The organism is Microbispora sp. H13382 (assembly GCF_014161445.1).
GTDB lineage: Bacteria > Actinomycetota > Actinomycetes > Streptosporangiales > Streptosporangiaceae > Microbispora.
The window spans coordinates 91,196-112,466 of the sequence record NZ_JABBXA010000018.1 but is presented as its reverse complement, the minus strand read 5'-3'; the positions used below and the strand labels follow the sequence as shown (position 1 = coordinate 112,466).

The window sequence follows — 21,271 nt, the reverse complement described above, 5'->3', positions numbered from 1 at the left end:
CCCGCTCTATCGGGTTTTGTGGTGAATTGCGGTGGAGATTCTTCAGGCATGTCCGCAGCGGACGTACGCGACGCCGCGCGCCGGGAGAACTTCCCGGTGGCCTCCCGCCTGCTGCCGCGCGCGTACCGCCTCGACCTGATGGCGGTGTACTGCTTCGCCCGTTACGTGGACGACGTCGGCGACGAGGCGGACCCCGCCGAGCGGCCCGCCCTGCTCAACGCGGTGGAGGCCGACCTGGGCCGGCTCTACGCCGGGGGGAGCCCCCGGCTGCCCGCCGTGCGGGCGCTGACGCCGCTGGTCGCCGGGCGCGGCGTGCCGCGGGCGCACTTCCTCCACCTCGTGGAGGCCAACCGGCGCGACCAGGTGGTGCGGCGCTACGACACATTCGCGCAACTGCTGGCCTACTGCGAGCTGTCCGCCAACCCGGTCGGCCGGATCGTCCTGCACGTCTTCGGCGCGGCCACGCCGGAGCGGGCGCGGCTGTCGGACCGCATCTGCTCGGCCCTGCAGGTGATCGAGCACTGCCAGGACGTGGGTGAGGACCACGCCCGCGGCCGGGTCTACCTCCCCGCCGAGGACCTGCGCAGGTTCGGCTGCCGCGAGGCCGACCTCGGCGCCCCGCACGCGTCCCCGCGGCTGCGCCGGGCCGTCGCCCTGCAGGCCCGCCGCGCCGCCACGCTGCTGGACGAGGGCATGCCGCTGCTGGAGACGCTGAGCGGGTTCGCGCGCACCGCGGTGGCCGGGTACGTCGCGGGCGGGCGGGCCGCGCTCGCGGCGCTGGAGCGCGGGCGGCACGACGTCCTCGGCCGGGCGGTCCGCGCACGCCGCCGCGCGGTGCTCGGCGAGTGGGCACGCGTGCTGAAGGAGGTGAACGGTGACGGTTCCCGGCGCGATTCCTGATCCCGTCCCCGACCGCCCGCCCGGCCCCGCGCTGCGCCCCGTCGGCGCGGGACCGGCCCGCACGCCGGCGCCCGTACCGCTGCCGCTGGCCTACCGGCACTGCGAGCGCGTCGTACGCACCCGGGCACGCAACTTCGCCTACGGAATCCGCCTGCTCGCCCCGCCCGAGCGCCGCGCGCTCTGCGCGCTCTACGCCTTCGCCCGGCGGATCGACGACATCGGCGACGCGGCCGGGCCGGTGGACGAGCGGCTGTCGGCGCTGGAGGAGGCGCGGGCGGGGCTGCGGGCGCCGCGGCCGGACCCCACCGACGCCGTGCTGGTGGCCCTGCGTGACACCGCCGCGCGCTTCCCCGTCCCGCTGGAGGCGTTCGAGGAGCTGATCGACGGATGCGCCGCCGACGTCGCGGGCGCGCGCTACCAGTCCCACGACGACCTCGTCGGCTACTGCCGGGAGGTCGCCGGGTCCATCGGGCGGCTGTCGCTCGGCGTCTTCGGCCTGGCCGACGGCCCGGGCCGCGATCCCGGGGCGCTGCGGCGCGCGGCGCGGCTCGCGGACTCCCTGGGGGTGGCGCTGCAGCTCACCAACGTGCTCAGGGACCTGCGTGAGGACCGGTGCGCCGGGCGGGTGTACCTGCCGGCCGACGACCTGCGCAGGTTCGGCTGCACGCTCGGCCTCGACGCGTCGGGGGCGTTCACCGACCCGCCCGAGCGGCTGGCGCGGCTCGTCCGGTACGAGGCCGGGCGGGCGCTCGCCTGGTACGCCGAGGGGATGCGCCTGATCCCGCTGCTGGACCGGCGCAGCGCGGCCTGCACCGCGGCGATGGCCGGCATCTACCGGCGCCTGCTCGCCCGCATCGCCGCCGACCCGGCCCAGGCGCTGGCCGGGCGCCTGTCGCTCACGCCCTGGGCGAAGGCGATGGTCGCGGCCCGCGCGATCGCGGGAGCGGCCCGATGAACGGCCCGACGAACGGCGCCGGTTACGACGGGGTTGCGCCCGTGGCGGTGGTGGGCGGCGGCCTCGCCGGCATCACCGCGGCCCTCGCGCTCGCGGAGGCCGGCCGGCCGGTGACCCTGTACGAGGCGAGGCCCCGGCTCGGCGGGGCAACCCATTCCTTCGCCAGGGGCGGCCTGACGGCCGACAACGGGCAGCACGTCTTCCTGCGCTGCTGCACGGCGTACCTCGGCCTGCTCGACCGGCTCGGCGGGATCGGGCGGGTGCGCCTGCAGGAGCGTTTCGACGTGTGCGTGCTCACCCCGCACGGCGGGCGGGGACGGCTGCGCCGGGCCGCGCTGCCCGGGCCGTTCCACCTGCTCCCGGCGCTCGCGGGCTACCGCCTGCTGTCCCCCGCCGACCGGCTGCGCGCGGTGCGCGGCGCGCTCGCGCTGCGCGGGCTCGACCCGGCCGCGCCCGCCCTCGACCGGGCCGCGCTCGGCGGCTGGCTGGCCGCCAACGGCCAGCGGGACGCCGTACGCCGGGCGCTGTGGGACCTGTTCGCGGTGGCGGCGCTCAACATCCCGTCCGACGAGGCCGCGCTGGGGCCGGCGGCGATGGTCTTCAAAACGGCCCTGCTGGGCCGCGCCGACGCCGCCGACATCGGCGTGCCGTCCGTGCCGCTCGGCGACCTGCACGGCGGCGCCGCGCTCGCGGCCATCGCCCGCCTGGGCGGCGAGGTACGGCTGCGGGCGAAGGTGGACGCGGTGCTGCCGGGGCCCTCAGTCCTCGTGGGCGGCCGGCGGGTCGAGGCGCCGGCCGTCGTCGTCGCCGCCCCGCACGGCCAGGCCGCGCGGCTCGTCCCCGCGGAGGCGGCGCCCGACCGGGACGCCTGGGCCGGCCTCGGTGCGAGCCCGATCGTCAACGTGCACGTGGTCTACGACCGGCCGGTCACCCGGCTGCCGTTCGCCGCCGTCGTCGGCTCACCGGTGCAGTGGATCTTCGACAGGACCGAGGCGGGCGGGCTCGCGCGGGGCCAGTACCTGACGGTCTCGGTGTCGGCGGCGCGGCACTGGATCGACGTGCCCACGGCGGTGATGCGGGAGGTGTTCCTGCCCGAGCTGGAGCGGCTGCTGCCGGCCGCGCGGGCGGCGCGGGTCGTGGACCTGTTCATCACCAGGGAGCGGCGGGCGACCTTCCGGCAGGTCCCCGGGAGCGGGGGGCTGCGCCCCGGCGCGGCAACCCGGTGGCCGGGGGTGTTCCTCGCCGGCGCGTGGACCGACACGGGCTGGCCCGACACGATGGAGGGTGCCGTGCGCAGCGGACTCCAGGCGGCCCGCCTCGTGAGGCGGCATCTCGAACGGGAGCAGGCGCGGTGACCGGCGTCACCACCGGGGTCGCCACCGGCGCCGCCCGCGCCGAGACCGCCCTCGAGGCGGCCCGTGACCACCTGCTCGGCCTGCAGTCGCCCGGGGGATGGTGGAAGGGCGAGCTGCGGACCAACGTGACGATGGACGCCGAGGACCTCCTGCTGCGTGAGTTCCTCGGCGTGCGGACCGCGCGGGAGACGGCCGAGGCAGCCCGGTGGATCAGGTCGCAGCAGCGGGCGGACGGCGGCTGGGCCAACTTCCACGACGGTCCCGCCGACCTGTCCACCACGGTCGAGGCGTACGCCGCGCTGCGCCTGGCGGGCGACCCGCCCTCGGCTCCGCACATGCGCGCCGCGGCGGCGTGTGCGCGCGGGGCCGGCGGCGTCGAGTCGGCCCGGGTCTTCACCCGGATCTGGCTCGCCCTGTTCGGCCAGTGGCGGTGGGAGGACCTGCCGGTCATCCCCCCGGAGATCATGTTCCTGCCGCCGTGGTGCCCGCTGAACGTCTACGACTGGGCCTGCTGGGCGCGGCAGACCATCGTGCCGCTCACGATCGTGACCGCGCACCGGCCGGTCCGCCCGCTGCCGTTCGCCCTGCCAGAGCTGCGGGCCGGGCATCCGCCGCGCCGCGCCGCGCGTACCGGCTGGGACGCGGCGTTCGCGGCGCTCGACCGCGCCCTGCACCGGTACGAACGGCGGCCGCTCGCGGGGCTGCGCCGCGCCGCGCTGCGGCGGGCCGCCGAGTGGGTCGTGGCCCGCCAGGAGGCCGACGGCTCCTGGGGCGGCATCCAGCCTCCCTGGGTCTACTCGCTGATCGCCCTGAGCCTGAGCGGGTACGGCCTGGACCATCCCGTCATGCGGGCCGGCCTGGCCGGGCTGGACAGGTTCACCATCAGGGAGAACGGCACGCGCCGGCTGGAGGCGTGCCAGTCGCCGGTCTGGGACACCGCGCTCGCGATGACCGCCCTCCTGGACGCCGGCCTGCCCCGCGACCACCCCGCGCTGGACAGAGCGGGCGAGTGGCTGCTGCGCGAGGAGGTGCGCGGGCCTGGCGACTGGGCGGTGCGGCGGCCCGGGCTCGCGCCGGGCGGCTGGGCGTTCGAGTTCGACAACGACGGCTACCCCGACGTCGACGACACGGCGGAGGTGGTCCTCGCGCTGCGCCGGTGGGGCCGGCCCGACGCCCGCCCGGCGGTGGAGCGGGGGCTGCGCTGGATGGCCGGGATGGCCTGCCGCGACGGGGGGTTCGCCGCCTTCGACGCCGACAACACCCGCACGCTGTGCCTGCGGCTGCCGTTCTGCGACTTCGGCGCGGTCATCGACCCGCCGACGGCCGACGTGACCGCGCACGTGGTCGAGGCGCTGGCCGCCGAGGGCCTGGCCCGCTCCCCCGTCGTACGGCGGGCCGTGAGGTGGCTGCTGCGGGCGCAGGAGCCCGACGGCTCGTGGTTCGGCAGATGGGGGGCCAACCACGTGTACGGCACCGGCGCGGTGCTGCCCGCACTCGCGGCGGCCGGGATGCCGCCCGGCGCCCCCTGCGTACGGCGGGCCGTGGCCTGGCTCAAGGCCCACCAGCACCCCTGCGGCGGCTGGGGCGAGGACATGCGCTCCTACCGCGACCCCGCGTGGATCGGGCGGGGCGAGCCGACCGCCTCGCAGACGGCGTGGGCCCTCATCGGCCTGCTCGCCGCCGGGGAGCGCGGCCGGTCCGTGGACAGGGGGGCGGCCTGGCTGGCCGGCAGCCAGCGCCCCGACGGCACGTGGGACGAGCCGCACTACACCGGGACGGGCTTCCCCGGCGACTTCTTCATCAACTACCACCTCTACCGCCTCGTCTTCCCCCTCAGCGCGCTCGGCCGCTACCTGCGTGCCCGGGAGGTGACGCCATGACCGGCCTGATCGTGTGCACCGCGCTGGGGATGGAGGCGCGGGCCGTCGCCCGCGGCCTGCGGCCCGCGCGTGACCACCCCCGTGTCCGGGTCTTCCGGATCGGGATGGGGCCGGAGCGCGCGGCGCGCGCGGCGGCCTTGCTCCCGCCCGCCGCCGCCCTCGCCGTCACCGGCTTCGGCGGGGCCCTCCACGAGGGCCTGCGTCCCGGGGACGTGCTCGTCGCCACCGAGGTCCGCTCCGGCGGCCGGGTCTGGCCGTGCCCGTCGGCCCCGCTGCTCGCCGGAGAGCTCGTCCGGGCGGGGCTGCCCGCCCGCACCGGCCCGCTCGTCACCTCGCCGGGGATAGTGACGGGCCGCGCCCGGCTCGCCCTGGCCCGCGAGGGCGCCTGCGCCGTCGACATGGAGAGCGCTCTTATCGCGGAAGCCGCGGACGGGCGGCCGTTCGCGGCCGTGCGGGTCATCGTGGACACCCCGGGTGTCCCCCTGGTGAACCCCGCCACCCTGGGCGGCGCGCTCGCCGCGCGCCGCGCGCTCGCCCGGATCGGCCCGGTGCTGGCGCGGTGGGCGGCGGCCGTGGGCCCGCGCCGGGTCCTGCTGGCCTCGCCCCGCTCGTTCTGCGCCGGGGTCGAGCGGGCCATCGAGATCGTGGAGCGCGCGCTGGACCGGTTCGGCGCGCCCGTGTACGTGCGCAAGCAGATCGTGCACAACATCCACGTCGTACGCGACCTGGAGCGGCTCGGCGCGGTGTTCGTCGACGACCTGGCCGAGGTGCCGGAGGGCGCGGTGACCGTCTTCTCCGCGCACGGGGTCGCGCCCGCCGTGCGGGAGGAGGCGGCGCGGCGCGGCCTGCGCGTCGTCGACGCGACCTGCCCGCTGGTCGCGAAGGTCCACGCGGAGGCCCGCAGGTTCGCCGCGCGGGGCGATCTCGTCGTGCTGATCGGCCACGCGGGGCACGAGGAGGTCGAGGGCGTGCTCGGGGAGGTGCCCGGCGCGGGCGTGCTGGTCGAGGACGAGGCCGGGGTGGAGGGCGCGGTCGAGGGCCTGCGGCCGGGGCGCGGGGTCGCCTACCTCACCCAGACCACGCTCGCGGCCGACGAGGCCGGGCGGGTCGCGGCGGCGGTCCGGCGGCGCTTCCCGGACGCCGAGGGCCCGCGCGGCGACGACATCTGCTACGCGACGACCAACCGGCAGCGCGCGGTGCGCGCCGTCGCCGCGGAGGCCGGCCTGGTCCTGGTCGTCGGGTCGGCGAACTCCTCCAACGCCCTGCGCCTCACCGAGGTCGCCGGGCGCTCAGGTCACGATGGGGCGCCGCTCGTCCGCCTGGTCGACGGTCCGGGCGACGTCGCGCTCGACTGGCTGCGCGGAGTGCGGACGGTCGGGCTGACCGCCGGGGCGTCGACGCCCGGCTCGCTGGTGGACGCCGTCGTGGCGGCCCTCGGCGGACTCGGCCCGCTGGAGGTGGAGGAGCGCCGGGTGATCGAGGAGAACGTCGAGTTCACGTTGCCGAAGGAGGTGCGACCCTGATGCCGATGCCCTTACGCCAGAGCCTGCGTGTCGGCGCTTACATCCTGCGCCAGCGGCTCCGCCGGCGGGAGAGGTTCCCGCTGCTGCTCGAACTCGAGCCGTTGTTCGCGTGCAACCTGAAGTGCGCGGGCTGCGGGAAGATCCAGCACCCGGCCGGCGTGCTGAAACAGCGCATGCCGGTCGAGCAGGCGGTGGCCGCCGTCGAGGAGTGCGGCGCCCCGATGGTGTCGATCGCGGGCGGGGAGCCCCTCATGCACCCCCAGATCGGGGAGATGGTCGAGGAGCTGGTGGCGCGCAGGAAGTACGTCTTCCTGTGCACCAACGCGCTGCTGATCCCGCGCAAGATCGACCGGTTCGAGCCGTCGCCCTACTTCGCCTGGGCGGTCCACATCGACGGCCTGCGCGAGCGGCACGACGCGTCGGTGTGCAAGGAGGGCGTGTTCGACGAGGCGGTCGCGGCGGTGCGCGAGTGCCGGCGGCGCGGCTTCCGCGTCACCACCAACACCACGTTCTTCGCCGGGGACAGCCCGCGCACGGTCGTCGAGGTGCTCGACTTCCTCAACGACGAGCTGTGCGTCGACCAGATGATGATCTCGCCGGGGTACGCCTACGAGAAGGCGCCCGACCAGGACTGCTTCCTGGGCGTGCGGCAGACGCGGGAGCTGTTCCGCGCCGCGTTCGCGGGCGGCAACCGCGAGCGCTGGCGGTTCAACCACTCGCCGCTGTTCCTCGACTTCCTCGAGGGGAAGACCGACTTCCGCTGCACGGCCTGGGCGATCCCGTCCTACTCGGTGTTCGGCTGGCAGCGGCCCTGCTACCTGATGGCCGACGGGTACGCGAAGACCTACCGGGAGCTGGTCGAGGAGACCGACTGGGACTCCTACGGCCGGGGGCGGGACGCGCGCTGCGCCAACTGCATGGCGCACTGCGGCTACGAGCCGACGGCGGTCTTCGCCACCCTCGGCTCGCTGCGCGAGTCCCTGCGCGCCCTGCGCGGCACATAGGAGCCGGGGCGCTCATGGATGCGGAAGACGGGGTGCCGAGGCGCTATCCGGTGGAACTCCGGCAGCGGCGCCGTCGGCCCCAGTCCCAGGTGAGGCCGCGCACCCGGCGCGCCGGCAAGGTAGCGGCGCAGGATCTGCGCACGATGCTCAGACGGGATCTCCTCGAGCAGGATCGGACACTCGCGCCCCTGACGGCGAAGCGCGGCCTTGCCGCCCGCGGCCTCGACATTGCGCACCCAGCTCGCGTCCGGCCCGAGCATCGAGACGAGGAAGTCGGCGCCGCGGTAGTGGGTGACCGCGACCGGAACCGGCGTGATGGTCCCGCTGCGGCGCCCCACCACCTTCAAGACGGCGGCACGGCGCGGTGACAGCCACCGAGCCCCATACAGCAGGACGTCAAGCCGGTTCCCGAGCCGCATGAGCGCGTTCGGCCGCCCTCCTCGATACATCGCACGCTTGAGTGCGGCGACCCCGCGTGTCAGAGCACGGCCGACGCTCCGCGCCGCCGTGGGACCTTTGGTCATCCCGCTCTTCTCCACAGCACGACCGCGGCGAGACCGGGAACACAAGGAAGGACCAGCAGCCAGCCCAGCAGCGGGGCCAGACCGACATCACCCGAGGTGTCCTGGACGGTCAGTGCGGCGATCGCGACGCAGAGCGCGAGCCCGAGCAGCCCGATCGCCAGCGGGAAAGTCCAGCGCTTACCGGCGCGGGCCGCCCAGATCGTGCCCATCCAGCCCAGGAGTCCCAGCGCCCCGACCACAGACAGGATGACCAGGTAGGCGGTGACGGCAGTGTCGATCGCACCGGGCGCGTAGGCCGGGTAGCCGGCCTTGATGTGGTCCGCCAAGACGGTCGTGGTGGCCCGGTCGACGAACGGAAAGAGGGCGGCGATCGAGGTGAGTCCTGCCCCGATGTACATCATCGCCAACGCGGTCCGGGTGCGCGATCTCTGCTTCAGCGTGGTCATGGCATGAGTCCTTCCGGAGTAAAGAGAAAGTCACTGTCTCCAGCAAGTGACTGTAGGGATCTGCTTTCAGACAGTCAATGTCCCGACAGCAGTCACACGCTTGAGAGCGTGACTGCCTGCTACCGTGAGCACATGAGCGGGCTTCGTGAGCGTTGGCGACTCAAGGCCATGCGCACCATCCAGGAACGTGCCCTCGACCTGTTCGACGAGAGAGGGTTCGGCGCCGTCACCATCGAGGAGATCGCGGCGGCGGCCGAGGTCTCGCCGTCGTCGGTGTACCGCATCTTCGGCACCAAGGAAGGGATCGTGGTCGCCGACGTCGAGTTCGACAGCATGAGCCCGGAGGCACTCGCAAGCATCCTGGACCCCGCCGATCCCATCGGAAGCCTGCTCCGAGCCGTCCGTGCGTACGAATCCCCACCAGAAGGCGAATCCGGTTCCGGCAACGCGGGCGAAGGCTCTCAGGCCACCAGGAGCCCGTGGCGCAGGGTCCGTTACTTCTTCGCCGAGCCATCGGTGCGCATGGCCGTCTGTGGCACACTCGACCGCGCCAGCCAGCGGATCGCGCCGCTGATCACCGTGCCTGGAGAGGTGAGCGAGACGCAGGCTCGCGTGATCGCGAAGGCCCTCGCCTTCGGCTACTTCGCCGCACTCGAGCAGTGGTACCTCGACGGCGGCAACCGCCCTATCGCCGACTACGTCGAGGAAGGCATGCGGCCACTACGCAGCATCTGGAGCGCACCGCATGCGTCCTCCGAGCGCGATCACCCCGGCACCTCGGTGCCTCCCCCATTGAGTTCCTTTACGATGTAGATCATCAGATCGGGGCAGTCGTACACCTCGGAGGAACGCTCAGGGGCGGCCGAAGCGGCGGGCGAGGACGCGGAACACGCCGGGCGCGGCCCCGTGCAGGCGGGCGGGCAGCCGCAGCCAGGCCGGCACGTACACCTCGGCGCGCCCGCGCTCGACGGCGACCGCGATGGCCCGGGCCACCCGCTCCGGTGGGACGGGCGCCGGCCTGCGGCGGGTGTACGGCCGGCCGCGCCGGGCGAAGAACGACGTGTCGACCACCCCGGGCACCACGGCCGTCACGCCGACCGCCGGCAGTTCGTAGCGCAGGCTCTCGGCGAAGGCCAGCAGCCCCGCCTTGGTCGCGGCGTACACCGCCTCCTCCCGCACGCCGACCACGCCGGCGATCGAGGCGACGTAGACGAGGTGGCCCCGGCCGCGCTCGATCATCCCGGGCAGCAGCAGCCGGGTGAGCTGCAGGTGGGCCGTCAGGTTGACCGCGATCACGCGTTCGGCCGTGCCGCCGGACATCCGCGCGAGCGGCCCGCTCCAGCCCTCGCCCGCGCACGCCACCAGCACGTCCACCCGCCCGGCGCGTACGGCGAGGTCCGCGCCCCGGTCGACGGTGCCGTCGGACAGGTCGGCGGGCAGCGCCTCGCCCCCGGTCCGGGCGGCGACGCCGGCGAGCGCCTCCTCGTCACGCCCGGACAGCACCAGCCGCGCGCCGCGCGCCGACAGCTCCAGCGCCGTGGCGGCGCCGATGCCCGACGACGCGCCCGTGACGAGCACCCGTGCCCCCGCAAGCCGCATCCGCCCCACCCCCTCGTCCCTGGGTGTACCCGCCTCGCGGGAGGCGCCCGGCTTGCCGCACGTGCCGCGAGTGGCGGATGTGACCGGAGAAGGGCTGGGGCAACCCCAAGCTGCTCGCGCGTACAAGCGGCCGCAAACACCCCGGCGGATACTTCCGCAGCACTGCCCCCGGCGGTCAGATCCTCCAAGGCCGGAGGGAACGCTTGGGTCAAACGCCCTAGACGGCTTCGCGCGGCCCGGCGGAGGATCGAGACAAGGCCGTAATGCGCGATGCCGCCTGGCGAAACCGACCCCTCGTCCATCACACCGATTCCCGTCGTCCGACGGAACGACCCAGGGGTGAGCCGCGGCCGGATCCAGGACCACGAAACCCTGGTGATCTGATCTGCCCAGCCCAGTCGGGCTCAAGGAGGCACCATGTACCGGAAGTGCAGACAGCTGGCATTAGCGACTGTCTTCGTCTCGGCGATGACGGCCGGAGGCACCGCGGTCCTGAGCGGTCCCGCCCTCGCCACCGACGGTTATGCCATAGCCGGTATCGCGCCCCAGGCGAGCGAGCCCGGCGGCTCGGTACAGACCACGACGTACTCGTACTCGGAGAGCCCCTTGATGATGACCGCCGAACAGGCGCGGGCCGAGGAGCAGAGCATCGTCGATCAGGCGCGGGCGGAACGCGACCGCATCCGGGCCCAGGGCCGGGCCGACCGGGACCGCATCAGGGCCGAGGCCCGCGCCGAACGCGACCGGATCAGGGCGAGCGAGTGGCAGTCGTCCGGGAGCGCCGGGTCCGACCCGCCCGCCTCGTACCACGACGGCTCACGCACCCGGTCCGAGTACCGTTCCGAGCGCTACCGGGCACGGTCGGTGAGCTACGGCACGGTCCGTACGGCCCCGGTGCGCTACCGGATGCGGGAACGGCTGTCCGAGCTGCGCGTGAGGGAGTCGGCCCGGACCGCGCGGGTGTCCAAGAGGGTCGATGAGCGGCGCTCCCGCCTGCTCGAGAGGGTGTCGGGCCGGCGTGACCGCCTCGTCAAACGGGTGGAGTCCCGGCGCAGCGAGCGCGTGCGGGAGACGGCGTATCGGGGCGGCGGCCGGTACGAGCAGCAGCAGTTCAAGAGCGTCCGGTACGAGCGCCGTTCGTCGTTCCGGACGCACTGACCGGTTCGGCGCCACCGCCCGGTATCAGAGACGGCCCCGCACTCCGCGAGTGCGGGGCCGTCCGCGTGCCGGCCGGTGACCGAGACACCGCACGATGGGAGAAGGCGCCGCGCGAGCGTGATCGAACAATGGGGCGTACGGGCCCGTGATCCCGTGCCGGGCCCGCAGACCACCCTTCCCGGATCGAGGTTTGCGCATGGCGACCGAAGCGGTTTCCGCATTCCACCCCTCCCGCCGGGGAGGGGAGCTCAACGCCCGGCACCACCGGGCCGCGCTCAACGTCTTCGCCTTCATCGTCGTGGCCCACTGGGCCGAGCACATCGCCCAGGCCGTCCAGGTCTACGTGCTCGGCTGGAAGCTCCCCGAGGCCCGCGGCGTGCTCGGCCTGCCCTTCCCGTGGCTGGTCACGTCCGAGTGGATGCACTACGGCTACGCGCTGCTGATGCTGGTCGGGCTGATCATGCTCAGGCACGGCTTCACCGGCCGGGCCCGCGTCTGGTGGAACGTGTCCCTCGGCATCCAGGTCTGGCACCACTTCGAGCACTTCCTGCTGCTCATGCAGGTGCTGGTCGGAGCCAACCTGCTGGGCCGCCCGGCGCCGACCAGCATCATCCAGTTGCTGGTGCCGCGCATGGAGCTGCACCTGTTCTACAACACCCTCGTGACGATCCCGATGGTCGTCGCGATGATCCTGCACCGTCGTCCCAGCACCGCCGAGCGCACGCTGATGGCCTGCTCCTGCGCCCCGGCGCTCGCGAGGTGACGGCGTGACGGCCGGGCCCGGGGCAGGCCGCCGCTCCCCGTTCTTCATCGCCGTCCTCACGTTCCTCGCGGCCTTCCTGCTCTTCCTGGCCGTGCCGAGCATCGGTCCCGTCGTACGGGCCGCCAGGGCGGACGGCGTCCCCGGGTCCTTCACCGCCCGGCAGGTGGAGTGCGTCCGGCACCCCGGGCACGAGTCCTGCACCTGGACGGGCGACTTCCGGTCGTCCGACGGCGCGGTCCTCCGGACCGGCGTCGCGTTGTACGGCGCCGACCGCGAGATGCTGCGCGAGGGGCAGCGGACCCCGGCCGTGGACGTGGGGCGGCAGAACCGGGTCTACGGCCCCGGTGGTTCGATGGAGTGGGTGTTCACCGCGCTGCTGCTGCTGGCCGCGCTCGGCATCCTGTACGCCGCGTACGGCCGGCCGGTGCGGAACCTGCTCGGTGCCCGCACCACCGCGACGGCCGGTCGGTGACGGACGATCCACCCGGGAGGCGTGCCATTCCGCGTCCGACGATCATGATCGTGGGTGACTCGATCAGCCACGGCCTGGAGGGCGACTACACCTGGCGATACCGGCTGGCCCGCCACTTCGCCGCGTGCGGCGCGCCCGTGCGGTTCGCCGGGCCGTGGACGGGTACCTGCGCCCTGCCCGACCTGGCGCCGGAGGAGGGCGCCGCCGGGGTGCGCGCGGGCGGCTACCGCCCGGGGATCGTCTTCCCCGGCGACCGGCACCACGCCCGCTGGGGCGGCCTCATGGACGAGGCCAGGGGCGGCGTCGCGGACGCCGTCGCCGCCCACCGGCCCGACCACCTCATGGTCGCGCTGGGGTTCAACGACCTCGCCTGGGGGGTGAGCGGCCCCGAGCGGCTGCTGGCCCACGTCGGGGAGTTCGTGCGCCGGGCCCGCGAAGCCCGCCCGGACCTGCGTTTCCTCGTGGCCGACGTCGTCCGGCGCACTCCGCTGCCCCACCTGCCGCACCTGCCGGGGATCGTCGAGACGTACAACGCGCGCCTTCCGGGCGTCCTGGCCGCCCTGTCCACGCCCGGCTCCCCCGTCGTCCCCGTCGGCCTCGCGGCCGTCTACGACCCGTACACCGACACCTACGACGGGCTGCACCCCAACAGCGTCGGCGAGTTCAAGATCGCCAAGGCCTTCGCGGACGCGTACTCCCGGGCCTTCCACGGTGGGCGGCCGGCCTTCGCCACGCCGGTTCCCGCCGTCGCCGAGCCGCTGCCGATCCGCCCGCCCGGCGAGATCGCCGTGGCGCTCCACGGCTCCACGGCCCGGGTCTCCTGGTCACGGGTCTTCGGCGCGAGCGGCTACTGGCTCGACCTGCGCGACGTGGACGCCGGAACGGGATTCGAGCGCTCGCCGCTGCCGATCGCGGCCTGCGGCTGCGACCTGCGGCTGCCCGGCGACGGGACGTACGAGGTGCGGGTGAGCGCGGCCCGCGGCGACCAGGAGACCGCGCCGACGAGAGCCGTCCGGTTCGCCTGCCGTGTGCCCGCCGCCACACCTGCGCTTTTCCGCGAACCGGTGGACCGCCGACAGTATGACTGGGTAGCCTCCCAAGTATGACCAAGAAGATTACGATCTCCTTGCCGGACGAACTGGCCGACGAGGCGCAGGCGTCCGGCAACGCCTCGGCCTACATCGCCGCGGCGCTGCGGGAGCGGCGGCGCATCCAGGGCGACCTGGCCATCATGGCCGATTTATGGGGGCCGGGCTGGCAGGACGGGATCACCGATGACGACAGCGCCCGCGCGGCGCGCCTGATGACGGGCGGCGCCAAGGCGGACGCCGCGTGACCGACCCCGTCCCACCGGCCGGCGTCCTGTCCGGCCACGTGCTGGACCTCGACGCCGTCGTCCACCTGATCGAGGGCAAGAGCATGTACGGCAGGGCCGTCGTGCGCCAGTCCTCGGCCCACGGCGTCACCCTCCTCGTCCCCGCACTCGCCGTCCAGGTGCTGTCGCTGGGCCCCATCCAGCCCCGGCTCGAACGGTTCCTGCGCATGTCGATGGTGGTCACCGGCGCGCTCTCCCCCGACGACGCCGTCGAAGGCGGGCCGTACGCGCAGGCGATCATGGCGAGCTTGCGGCGCCACCGGCCGGCGGCCGCCGACGCGCACCTGCCCGACGTCCTGGTGGCCGCCCACGCCGCCGTCCACGCCACCCGCCGCGGCTGGCGGATCATCACGGCGACCCCCTACCTGTACGAGGGCCTCGACATCCGCCTGGAGATCCTCCCCTAGACGTGCGAACGACGGGGGCGCGCCAGCGCCAGGACGCTCAGCCCGAACATCAGGACGCCCAGGGGGAGATGGGCCGCCGGCACGTGCGCGATGCCGAGCACGACCTGGACGGAGGCGAGCACGAGGAAGCCGGCCGCGTGCCAGACGGGCCGGGGCGAGCCGCCGCCCGGCTTCCACGCCAGCACCGCCGCGAGCAGGTACAGCAGCGACGCCCCGTACATCACGCGGGCTCCGGCACTGTGCAGCGTCTCTCCGTAGGACGCGGTCAGCAGCAGTCCGGCGGAGACCGCCTGGAGGAAGATGGTCAGGGTCTGCAGGATGATCGCGATCCGCAGAAACGAGAAGGTGCGCTGTGCCGTCGCCTGGATGGCCATGTCACGGTCCCCTGTTCCGCCCCGGGGGCAGTAGATCGATAAGGTCTCACCAGCCCGACGACGCGGGCCTGCGAAAGGTAAGGCGAGGGGGCCGCCGGGAGCATGGGGACGGCTGGAACGAGCACCGATGAGGTAACCGGTGAGCGGCGCCAACTGATCAATGTCGCCTACCGGTTGCTCGGTTCGCTGGCCGAGGCCGAGGACGCCGTACAGGAGGCCTACGCGCGCTGGTACGCGCTGCCGCGAAGCCGGCAGGAGGAGATCGTGTTCCCCGGCGCCTGGCTGACGACGGTGACCGGGCGCGTCTGCCTGGACCTGCTGGGCTCGGCACGGGCCCGGCGCGAACGCTATGTCGGCGCGTGGCTGCCCGAGCCGCTGCCCGGGTCATTGGCCGGGCCACTGTCCGAGCCGCTGTCCGAGCCGCTGCACAGGGCGCCGCATGGCCGCGGCGCCGACCCCGCCGACCAGGTGGTCATGGACGAATCGGTGACCATGGCCTTCCTCGTCGTCCTGGAATCGATGACGCCCGCCGAGCGGGTGGCGTTCGTCCTGCACGACGTCTTCCGCTATCCCTTCGCCGAGATCGCCGGCGTCCTCGGCCGGACCCCCGCGGCCTGCAAGCAACTGGCGGCCTCCGGCCGGCGGCGGGTGGCCGCCGCGCGCGCCCCGATGACGGCGGCCGGGCAGGCCGGCCAGGCCAGCGTGGTGCGGCGGGTCAAACAGGCATGGGAGACGAAGGACGTCGCGGCCCTCGTCGAGCTCCTCGACCCGGCCGCCGTGATGACCGCGGACGGCGGCGGCATCGCCGGGACCGCCCTGCGCCCGATCGAGGGCGCCGCGCGCATCGCCCAGTACATGGTCGCGATCGCCGGCAAGGCTCCGGAGCTCGAACTCCTGGAGCGGCCGGTCAACGGCGTGCCGGGCCTGGTGGCCCGGAGTGCCGGCGTCGTCATGGCCGTGGCCTCGTTCGACGTCGCCGACGGCCGCGTCACCCGGATCTGGGCGGTCCGCAACCCGGAGAAGCTGCGGCCGTGGGCGCGCGCCGGCTGAGCTCCGGTGTCGACGCGGTTTCGACGCGGTTTTCGACGCGCCCTAGAGCAGCCCTCGCTCCATGGCGACGACGACGGCCGCGGCCCTGCTGTCGACGCCGAGCTTGGCGAAGACGTGCTTGAGATGCGTCTTCACCGTCGTCTCGCTGATCAGCAGGGCCCTGGCGATCTCCTTGTTCGCCGAGCCCCGCGCCACCAGGCGCAGCACCTCCAGCTCGCGCGGGCTCGGCTCCTGCGCCGCGGGCCTGCTCATCAGCGCGGACGCGACCGACGGAGCCAGGACGGCTCCGCCTGCGGCGGCCGTACGCACCGCCCGGTGCAGTTCCTCACGTGGCGCGTCCTTCAGCAGGTAGCCCGCCACCCCGGCGGCCATGGCCCGGGCCACGTCGGCGTCCGTGTCGTAGGTGGTCAGCACGACCACCTTGATCTCCGGGTGGTCCGCCCGGAGCCGCTCGATCGCCCCGACGCCGTCCAGGCCGGGCATGCGAAGGTCCATCAGCACCACGTGCGGCCGCGCCCGCCTGGCCATGGCCAGCGCCTCGAACCCGTCGGACGCCTCCGCCACCACCTCGATGTCCGCCACGTGGTCGAACATCCCGCGCAGTCCGTCGCGGACCACCGGATGGTCGTCGACGATCATCAATTTGAGGGGATCCGCAGGCACAGCGCCGTCCCCTCTCCCGGTGCGGACTCCACCGTCAGCGTTCCCCCGACGCCGCCGGCCCGCTCCCGCATGGCCGCCAGCCCGTACCCCGCGCCGGGCGCGTCCGGGTCGAAACCCACCCCGTCGTCGAACACGTCCAGCGTCACCTCGTCGTCCATGTAGGTCAGCGTGATCGCGACCCTGCCCGCCCGGGCGTGCCTGGCCGCGTTCGACAGCCCTTCCTGCGCCGCCCGCAGCAGCGTCGTCTGCACCTCACCGGGCAGCGGCCGGGGCGTCCCCTCCACCGACACGGCCGCCGCCACTCCCGAAGTCCGCGACCACCGCGCGGCCGCCTCCGCGAGCGCCGTCTCCAGACCCGCGCCGGCGAGAGGGCCCGGCCGCAGCGCGTCGACCGAGCGCCGCGCCTCCCGCAGGTTGTCGCGCGCCAGCTCCTTGGCCAGCGCGATCCTCGTGCGTACGGCGCGCAGGTCGGGCATCGCCTGCTCGGCCGCCTCCAGCTGGGTGACGATGCCGCTCAGCCCCTGGGCGAGGGTGTCGTGGATCTCCCTGGCCAGCCTCGCCCGCTCCTCCAGCACCCCGACCGTCCGGTTCTGCGCACTCTGCCGGGACACGTAGTCGACGAACAGCCCGATCGCCACGACGAGGCCGGAACTGCCGACGAGCCGCCACAGGACGCCGGGCTCGTCCAGATAGCCTCTGGCGGCGAACGTGCTGAGGACCGTCGCCACCGCCCCCACGTACGACCAGGGGCTCGCCAGCATCAGGTACGGCTGGGGCATGAGCCCGAAGACGACCACGTCGAAGGACCGGTCCCGCATCACCAGCGCGATGTAGAGCGCGCAGACGACCGCCAGGTGGAACGCCATCGGATTCGGCCGCCCGAGCAGACGCGGCCGCCGTACCACGAAGAAGCCGTGCCAGCCGGCCATGAGCGCGACGATCGCCAGCGTCAACGGGTCGAGGGCCTCGCCCCCGCCCGTACCCTCCCCGGTCGAGAGGACAAGTCCGAGTGCCAGGCAGGCGTAGTACAACATGTGGAAGGCGCGCAGCCAGCGCGCCTCCCAGACGTTCACGTCCTCACTCCCAACGGAACAGCGCGGCGCCGGCGGCCGTGGCCGCCACGATTATCCCCGCCAGGATCAGCAGGGGGAAGATCGCGGCGGTGCCGGACCAGGCGTCCCCCAGGGCCTCCACGGCCGGGGTCAGGGGCAGGAAGTCGCCGATCTGACGCAGCGAGCCGGGCAGGGCCTTCCTGGGCACGGCCGCGCCGGACAGGAAGATCATGGGGAACATGACCAGCATGCCGATCAGGCTCGCGCCCCTGGTGTTGCGCACGACGGCGGCGATCACGAAGCCCAGCGCGCAGACCATCACCGAGCAGAGCAGGAAGGCCGCGGCCAGCATCAGGACGTCGGCGGGGGCCTGCGCGCCGAACACCGTGATCGTCACGGCCACCAGCAGCACGGCGCCCGCCAGGGCCGCGGCGACCTGTGCCACCAGCTGGGCGCCGAGCAGCAGAACGGGGGAGATCGGCGTGGTGGCCAGCCGCTTGAGCACCTTGCGCTCGCGGTAGGAGGCCAGCAGACCCGGCAGCGCGCCCATGCCGCCGATGGCGGCGATCATCGCGAGGTAGCCCGGGACCGCGCCGCCGTCGCCGCGTTTGAGCACCAGCAGCATGAGGGGGAAGGCCACCATGAAGAACAGCGAGGCGGGGTCGCGCGCCAGCAGCCTGAGCTCGGCGGCCGTCAGAGCCGTGAACGCTTTCATCGGTCCACACCCTCCAGGGCGAGGTAGGCCTCTTCCAGCGAGGCGGTACCGGTCCGGGCGATGAGTTCGGCGGGGGTGCCCACCGCCTCCACACGGCCGCGGGCGAAGACGGCGACCCTGTCGCAGAGCGCCTCTATCTCGTCGAAGTAGTGGCTGACCAGCACCACGGTGGTGCCCGCCGTCCTCAGATCGCCGATCAGCCGCCAGGTCTCCCGGCGCGCGACCGGGTCCAGGCCCGTGGTCAGCTCGTCGAGTACGACCACCTCGGGGTCGCCGACCATGGCGAGCGCGAGCATCAGCCGCTGCTTCTGCCCGCCCGACAGGTCGCCGAACGCCTTCCTCGCCAGCGGCCGCAGGCTCCAGCGATCCATCACCCGCCGCCAGTCGGCCGCGTCGCGGTAGAGGGAGCCGAACATGCGCAGCGCCTCGGCCACCTTCATCCGCTCGGGCAGCGAGCTGTCCTGAAGTTGCACGCCCAGGCGCTGCGCCAGGGCCCGCCGCCTGCGCGCCGGATCCTCGCCGAGCACGCGGACCGTGCCCGCGTCGGCTCGCCTGAGCCCGATCAGGCACTCCACGGTCGTCGTCTTGCCGGCGCCGTTGTGGCCGACGATCCCGAACGTCTCACCGGCCCGGACCGCGAACGTCACCCCGTCCACGGCGTGGGTGTCCCCGTACGCCTTGCGGAGGTCTGTCACCTCGATGGCTTCCATGCCTCAAGGTTCGCGGCGGCGCCGATCACGCGCCATCACCCGACTCGTCGCCCGGCATCCCTCCTTCGGAGGATGGTGGTGCGCGTCACCGCAGGTCAGGAGGTACGCGGCGGGCTCGCTGGGGTACCAGCAGGGCATGGCCGCCCTTCCGGCGTACGCGCCGATGATGGCTCAGCTCGGGCGGCTGCCCGAGCCCGAAGGCGACTACGCGCACGAGATGAAGTGGGACGGGGTCCGCGCCCTCGGGTACGTCGAGGACGGCACGCTGCGGCTGATCTCCCGCAACGGCAGGGACATCACCGCCGCCTACCCCGAACTCGCCGGTCTCGCCGACGCCACGGGCGGCCACGCGGCGGTGCTCGACGGGGAGATCGTCGCCTTCGACGAGCAGGGCAGGCCGTCGTTCGAGGCGCTGCAGCCGCGCATGCACCAGCGCAACCCGCTCAAGATCAGGCAGCTCGTGGTCACCACGCCCGTGACGTACCTGCTGTTCGACGTGCTGCACGTCGACGCCACGGCCGCGATCACCATGCCCTACACCGAGCGGCGGCGCCGCCTGGAGGACCTCGTCCGCGCCGGACGCCACTGGGCCGTCCCGCCCCACTACACCGACGGGGGCGAGCACGCGCTGGCCGACTCCCGGCGGCTGGGGCTGGAGGGCGTGGTGGCCAAGCGGCTCGCCTCCCCCTACCGCCCCGGCCGCCGCTCCCCGGACTGGGTGAAGGTCAAGAACGTCCGTACGCAGGAGGTCGTCGTCGGCGGCTGGCGGGCCGGGGAGGGCCGCCGCGCGAACACCGTCGGCTCGCTGCTCGTGGGCGTCAACGACGACGGCGGGCGCCTGCGGTACGCCGGGAGCGTCGGCACCGGGTTCACCGACGAGGCGCTGCGGCGGCTCGGCGAGCGCCTGGCCCCGCTGCGGCGGGACACGCCCCCGTTCGAGGGGATCACCCGTGAGGAGGCCAGGGGCGGCCGGTGGGTGGACCCGGTCCTGGTCGGCGAGGTGCAGTTCGCCGAGTGGACCGGTGAGGGGCGGCTGCGCCATCCCTCCTGGCGGGGTCTGCGCGACGACAAGGACCCCGGCGAGGTCGTCCGCGGGGAGGGATGAACGCGCCGGGTCACGTCGAATCACGCGGTGCCGCGACGCCGCGCCGCCAGCACGCCGAGCAGCACCGCCCCCGCGAGGAACGCGACGTTGTGCGCGTACTTCGCGACCGGCGCGACCTCCCCCAGCGGGACCGCGAAGAACCCGACGGCCGCACGCGCGGCCAGGGCCCCGGCGGCGAGCGCGGCGGCGTGGCGGACGGTCCACCCCGGCGAACGGGCCAGACGGGCGACGACCGCTCCGCACAGGGCGATCACCGTGAGCCCTGCCGCGACCCCGGCCCAGGTAGACGGCAGGAAGTCGAAGACCAGGCCCGCCAGCAGGCCACCCGCCGCCACGGCGATCGGCCGGGGCGGCACGCCGTCCCGCACGGCACGGTCCCGTGATCGCCGGCTCAGCGCGAAGAGGACGAGCAGCGCGACCGCGGCCAGCGATCCCCCGATCTGGGCGGCGGAGGCGTGGTCGTCCTCGGTCCGCAGGTGGTCGCGCAGGACCAGCGCCGCCGCCGCGAGGTAGCAGGCCGCGGCCGCCACCAGGCCGGGCGCCCGCAGCCAGGGCGTACGCGACAGCCGGGGGTTCAGCCCCTCCGTCAGCGCGATCGGCACGCCGAAGCTCCAGATCGCGTGGCCCGCGACGAAGGACACCGTGGTGTGGGCCGCCAGTCCCAGTGGCTCGACGTACGTCGGGCGGACCATCTCCTCCCAGTACGGGATGTCCCGATAGCCCTCGCTGAACATGGACTGGTCGACGACGCCGGCCTGCAGCACGCCGAACGCCGCCGCGAGGGCGAGGATCGCCGGCCAGCCCAGGCCCAGGCGGCGGGCCGTCTCACGGATCAGCAGCGCGGGCGCGCCGTACAGCGGGCCGAAGATCAGCAGTCCGGCGGCGAGCGCGAGCGGGTCGCCCGTGCTGTCGTCGTAGCCGGTGACGTATTCGGCGCACATCGGTGCCAGCACCAGCAGCGCGGCCGCCAGGGCGAGACGCCGCGGATCAGGCTTCGTCATCACGCCTCCAGGCGGCGGCGAGCACGACGGCGCCGACGACGGCGACGAGAAGGTTGGCGTAGATCTCGTAGCCGGTCAGGAAGTCCAGGCGCGGGATGACCTGACGGTTGAAGACGTTCAGTATCGCGCCCCAGAACGGCTGCACGGCCAGGTGGTCGATGGTCCCGCTGATGCCCGCGACGACCAGGAACGCCCCGGCGAGTCGGGTGACGTTACGCATGGCGCCGACGCTAGGGACCG

The 21,271-nt window shown here is 74.0% G+C and carries 25 protein-coding genes; 15 read left to right on the top strand and 10 right to left on the bottom strand.

Translation table 11 applies throughout. From position 1 onward, the window contains the following. Positions 1-48: 48 nt before the first annotated feature. The 6 genes from hpnC to hpnH are packed head-to-tail and all read left to right on the top strand — an operon-like array spanning position 49 to position 7,617. A complete protein-coding gene (hpnC, locus tag HHX41_RS29520) occupies positions 49-900 on the top strand; it encodes a squalene synthase HpnC (RefSeq protein ID WP_169982596.1) in 852 nt (283 codons plus the stop codon). Continuing rightward, positions 875-1,855: a squalene/phytoene synthase family protein gene (locus HHX41_RS29515; protein WP_310742243.1), complete on the top strand. Its 981-nt coding sequence runs from the start codon at positions 875-877 to the stop codon at positions 1,853-1,855. Before hpnC ends, HHX41_RS29515 begins: the two co-directional genes overlap by 26 nt. Continuing rightward, positions 1,852-3,210, top strand: coding sequence for a hydroxysqualene dehydroxylase HpnE (gene hpnE, locus HHX41_RS29510; protein WP_182908561.1), 1,359 nt, complete (start codon positions 1,852-1,854; stop codon positions 3,208-3,210). Before HHX41_RS29515 ends, hpnE begins: the two co-directional genes overlap by 4 nt. Next, positions 3,207-5,090 carry a squalene--hopene cyclase gene (shc, locus tag HHX41_RS29505; protein ID WP_182908560.1) on the top strand — a complete coding sequence of 628 codons (1,884 nt, stop codon included), beginning with the start codon at positions 3,207-3,209 and terminating at the stop codon, positions 5,088-5,090. The genes hpnE and shc overlap by 4 nt, the downstream gene beginning before the upstream one ends. After that, the gene (gene ispH / locus HHX41_RS29500; protein ID WP_182908559.1) at positions 5,087-6,613 is read left to right on the top strand and encodes a 4-hydroxy-3-methylbut-2-enyl diphosphate reductase; all 1,527 of its coding nucleotides are present in this window, start codon (positions 5,087-5,089) and stop codon (positions 6,611-6,613) included. Before shc ends, ispH begins: the two co-directional genes overlap by 4 nt. Next, positions 6,613-7,617 (top strand): adenosyl-hopene transferase HpnH, encoded by a 1,005-nt coding sequence (hpnH, locus tag HHX41_RS29495; protein ID WP_182908558.1) that lies wholly within the window; start codon positions 6,613-6,615, stop codon positions 7,615-7,617. The genes ispH and hpnH overlap by 1 nt, the downstream gene beginning before the upstream one ends. Here hpnH and HHX41_RS29490 read toward each other — a convergent pair. Then, on the bottom strand, positions 7,545-7,955 hold the full coding sequence (locus HHX41_RS29490) for a hypothetical protein (RefSeq protein ID WP_211592046.1): 411 nt from the start codon (positions 7,953-7,955) through the stop codon (positions 7,545-7,547). The genes hpnH and HHX41_RS29490 overlap by 73 nt on opposite strands. Before the next feature lie 182 nt (positions 7,956-8,137). Continuing rightward, the gene (locus HHX41_RS29485) at positions 8,138-8,587 is read right to left on the bottom strand and encodes a hypothetical protein (protein ID WP_182908557.1); all 450 of its coding nucleotides are present in this window, start codon (positions 8,585-8,587) and stop codon (positions 8,138-8,140) included. Between the two features lie 132 nt (positions 8,588-8,719). Here HHX41_RS29485 and HHX41_RS29480 point away from each other — a divergent pair, with 132 nt between their 5' ends. Further along, positions 8,720-9,400, top strand: a complete 681-nt coding sequence (locus HHX41_RS29480) for a TetR/AcrR family transcriptional regulator (protein ID WP_182908556.1) — start codon at positions 8,720-8,722, stop codon at positions 9,398-9,400. A gap of 39 nt (positions 9,401-9,439) precedes the next feature. Here the strand turns inward: HHX41_RS29480 and HHX41_RS29475 are convergent, their stop codons facing one another. After that, positions 9,440-10,186: an SDR family oxidoreductase gene (locus HHX41_RS29475; RefSeq protein WP_182908555.1), complete on the bottom strand. Its 747-nt coding sequence runs from the start codon at positions 10,184-10,186 to the stop codon at positions 9,440-9,442. Between the two features lie 417 nt (positions 10,187-10,603). Between HHX41_RS29475 and HHX41_RS29470 the strand changes: the two genes are divergently transcribed. The 6 genes from HHX41_RS29470 (at position 10,604) to HHX41_RS29445 (ending at position 14,361) form a co-directional block, all read left to right on the top strand. Further along, entirely contained in the window at positions 10,604-11,344 is a 741-nt protein-coding gene (locus tag HHX41_RS29470; RefSeq protein ID WP_182908554.1) for a hypothetical protein, read from the top strand. A gap of 196 nt (positions 11,345-11,540) precedes the next feature. Then, on the top strand, positions 11,541-12,107 hold the full coding sequence (locus tag HHX41_RS29465; protein ID WP_169982587.1) for a hypothetical protein: 567 nt from the start codon (positions 11,541-11,543) through the stop codon (positions 12,105-12,107). A gap of 4 nt (positions 12,108-12,111) precedes the next feature. Beyond that, entirely contained in the window at positions 12,112-12,579 is a 468-nt protein-coding gene (locus tag HHX41_RS29460; protein WP_169982586.1) for a hypothetical protein, read from the top strand. A gap of 50 nt (positions 12,580-12,629) precedes the next feature. After that, positions 12,630-13,685 carry a GDSL-type esterase/lipase family protein gene (locus HHX41_RS29455; RefSeq protein ID WP_182908553.1) on the top strand — a complete coding sequence of 352 codons (1,056 nt, stop codon included), beginning with the start codon at positions 12,630-12,632 and terminating at the stop codon, positions 13,683-13,685. Further along, positions 13,682-13,915, top strand: coding sequence for a hypothetical protein (locus HHX41_RS29450; protein WP_169982584.1), 234 nt, complete (start codon positions 13,682-13,684; stop codon positions 13,913-13,915). Before HHX41_RS29455 ends, HHX41_RS29450 begins: the two co-directional genes overlap by 4 nt. Beyond that, positions 13,912-14,361 (top strand): hypothetical protein, encoded by a 450-nt coding sequence (locus HHX41_RS29445; RefSeq protein ID WP_169982583.1) that lies wholly within the window; start codon positions 13,912-13,914, stop codon positions 14,359-14,361. The genes HHX41_RS29450 and HHX41_RS29445 overlap by 4 nt, the downstream gene beginning before the upstream one ends. Here HHX41_RS29445 and HHX41_RS29440 read toward each other — a convergent pair. Next, complete coding sequence (locus HHX41_RS29440; RefSeq protein ID WP_182908552.1) at positions 14,358-14,735, bottom strand: hypothetical protein; 378 nt, start codon at positions 14,733-14,735, stop codon at positions 14,358-14,360. The two genes, HHX41_RS29445 and HHX41_RS29440, sit on opposite strands and share 4 nt — an antisense overlap. Before the next feature lie 102 nt (positions 14,736-14,837). On the opposite strand from HHX41_RS29440, the gene sigJ reads away from it, so the two are divergent. Next, a complete protein-coding gene (gene sigJ, locus HHX41_RS29435; protein ID WP_182908551.1) occupies positions 14,838-15,785 on the top strand; it encodes an RNA polymerase sigma factor SigJ in 948 nt (315 codons plus the stop codon). A 42-nt stretch (positions 15,786-15,827) separates the two neighbouring features. Here sigJ and HHX41_RS29430 read toward each other — a convergent pair whose 3' ends face one another. Genes HHX41_RS29430 through HHX41_RS29415 form a run of 4 tightly spaced genes read right to left on the bottom strand, consistent with a single transcriptional unit; the run spans position 15,828 to position 18,925 of the window. Then, positions 15,828-16,424, bottom strand: a complete 597-nt coding sequence (locus HHX41_RS29430; protein WP_182908550.1) for a response regulator transcription factor — start codon at positions 16,422-16,424, stop codon at positions 15,828-15,830. Beyond that, positions 16,424-17,521 (bottom strand): sensor histidine kinase, encoded by a 1,098-nt coding sequence (locus HHX41_RS29425; RefSeq protein WP_182908549.1) that lies wholly within the window; start codon positions 17,519-17,521, stop codon positions 16,424-16,426. Before HHX41_RS29425 ends, HHX41_RS29430 begins: the two co-directional genes overlap by 1 nt. Positions 17,522-17,525: 4 nt before the next feature. Then, a complete protein-coding gene (locus HHX41_RS29420) occupies positions 17,526-18,215 on the bottom strand; it encodes an ABC transporter permease (protein WP_182908548.1) in 690 nt (229 codons plus the stop codon). After that, positions 18,212-18,925 carry an ABC transporter ATP-binding protein gene (locus HHX41_RS29415; RefSeq protein ID WP_182908547.1) on the bottom strand — a complete coding sequence of 238 codons (714 nt, stop codon included), beginning with the start codon at positions 18,923-18,925 and terminating at the stop codon, positions 18,212-18,214. The genes HHX41_RS29420 and HHX41_RS29415 overlap by 4 nt, the downstream gene beginning before the upstream one ends. A 136-nt stretch (positions 18,926-19,061) precedes the next feature. On the opposite strand from HHX41_RS29415, the gene ligD reads away from it, so the two are divergent. Continuing rightward, positions 19,062-20,030: a non-homologous end-joining DNA ligase gene (gene ligD / locus HHX41_RS29410; protein WP_169982794.1), complete on the top strand. Its 969-nt coding sequence runs from the start codon at positions 19,062-19,064 to the stop codon at positions 20,028-20,030. Positions 20,031-20,050: 20 nt separating this feature from the next. Here ligD and HHX41_RS29405 read toward each other — a convergent pair whose 3' ends face one another. Both HHX41_RS29405 and HHX41_RS29400 read right to left on the bottom strand, forming a co-directional pair. Continuing rightward, entirely contained in the window at positions 20,051-21,031 is a 981-nt protein-coding gene (locus HHX41_RS29405) for a hypothetical protein (RefSeq protein ID WP_182908546.1), read from the bottom strand. Further along, positions 21,018-21,251 carry a hypothetical protein gene (locus HHX41_RS29400; protein WP_182908545.1) on the bottom strand — a complete coding sequence of 78 codons (234 nt, stop codon included), beginning with the start codon at positions 21,249-21,251 and terminating at the stop codon, positions 21,018-21,020. The genes HHX41_RS29405 and HHX41_RS29400 overlap by 14 nt, the downstream gene beginning before the upstream one ends. Positions 21,252-21,271: the final 20 nt, after the last annotated feature.

Coding starts and splice junctions, on each gene's coding strand:
- hpnC (WP_169982596.1), top strand. CDS start 49: ATGTCCGCAGCGGACGTACGCGACGCCGCGCGCCGGGAGAACTTCCCG.
- hpnE (WP_182908561.1), top strand. CDS start 1,852: ATGAACGGCCCGACGAACGGCGCCGGTTACGACGGGGTTGCGCCCGTG.
- ispH (WP_182908559.1), top strand. CDS start 5,087: ATGACCGGCCTGATCGTGTGCACCGCGCTGGGGATGGAGGCGCGGGCC.
- hpnH (WP_182908558.1), top strand. CDS start 6,613: ATGCCGATGCCCTTACGCCAGAGCCTGCGTGTCGGCGCTTACATCCTG.
- HHX41_RS29485 (WP_182908557.1), bottom strand. CDS start 8,587: ATGACCACGCTGAAGCAGAGATCGCGCACCCGGACCGCGTTGGCGATG.
- HHX41_RS29480 (WP_182908556.1), top strand. CDS start 8,720: ATGAGCGGGCTTCGTGAGCGTTGGCGACTCAAGGCCATGCGCACCATC.
- HHX41_RS29475 (WP_182908555.1), bottom strand. CDS start 10,186: ATGCGGCTTGCGGGGGCACGGGTGCTCGTCACGGGCGCGTCGTCGGGC.
- HHX41_RS29470 (WP_182908554.1), top strand. CDS start 10,604: ATGTACCGGAAGTGCAGACAGCTGGCATTAGCGACTGTCTTCGTCTCG.
- HHX41_RS29465 (WP_169982587.1), top strand. CDS start 11,541: ATGGCGACCGAAGCGGTTTCCGCATTCCACCCCTCCCGCCGGGGAGGG.
- HHX41_RS29450 (WP_169982584.1), top strand. CDS start 13,682: ATGACCAAGAAGATTACGATCTCCTTGCCGGACGAACTGGCCGACGAG.
- HHX41_RS29440 (WP_182908552.1), bottom strand. CDS start 14,735: ATGGCCATCCAGGCGACGGCACAGCGCACCTTCTCGTTTCTGCGGATC.
- sigJ (WP_182908551.1), top strand. CDS start 14,838: ATGGGGACGGCTGGAACGAGCACCGATGAGGTAACCGGTGAGCGGCGC.
- HHX41_RS29430 (WP_182908550.1), bottom strand. CDS start 16,424: ATGATCGTCGACGACCATCCGGTGGTCCGCGACGGACTGCGCGGGATG.
- HHX41_RS29420 (WP_182908548.1), bottom strand. CDS start 18,215: ATGAAAGCGTTCACGGCTCTGACGGCCGCCGAGCTCAGGCTGCTGGCG.
- HHX41_RS29415 (WP_182908547.1), bottom strand. CDS start 18,925: ATGGAAGCCATCGAGGTGACAGACCTCCGCAAGGCGTACGGGGACACC.
- ligD (WP_169982794.1), top strand. CDS start 19,062: ATGGCCGCCCTTCCGGCGTACGCGCCGATGATGGCTCAGCTCGGGCGG.
- HHX41_RS29405 (WP_182908546.1), bottom strand. CDS start 21,031: ATGACGAAGCCTGATCCGCGGCGTCTCGCCCTGGCGGCCGCGCTGCTG.
- HHX41_RS29400 (WP_182908545.1), bottom strand. CDS start 21,251: ATGCGTAACGTCACCCGACTCGCCGGGGCGTTCCTGGTCGTCGCGGGC.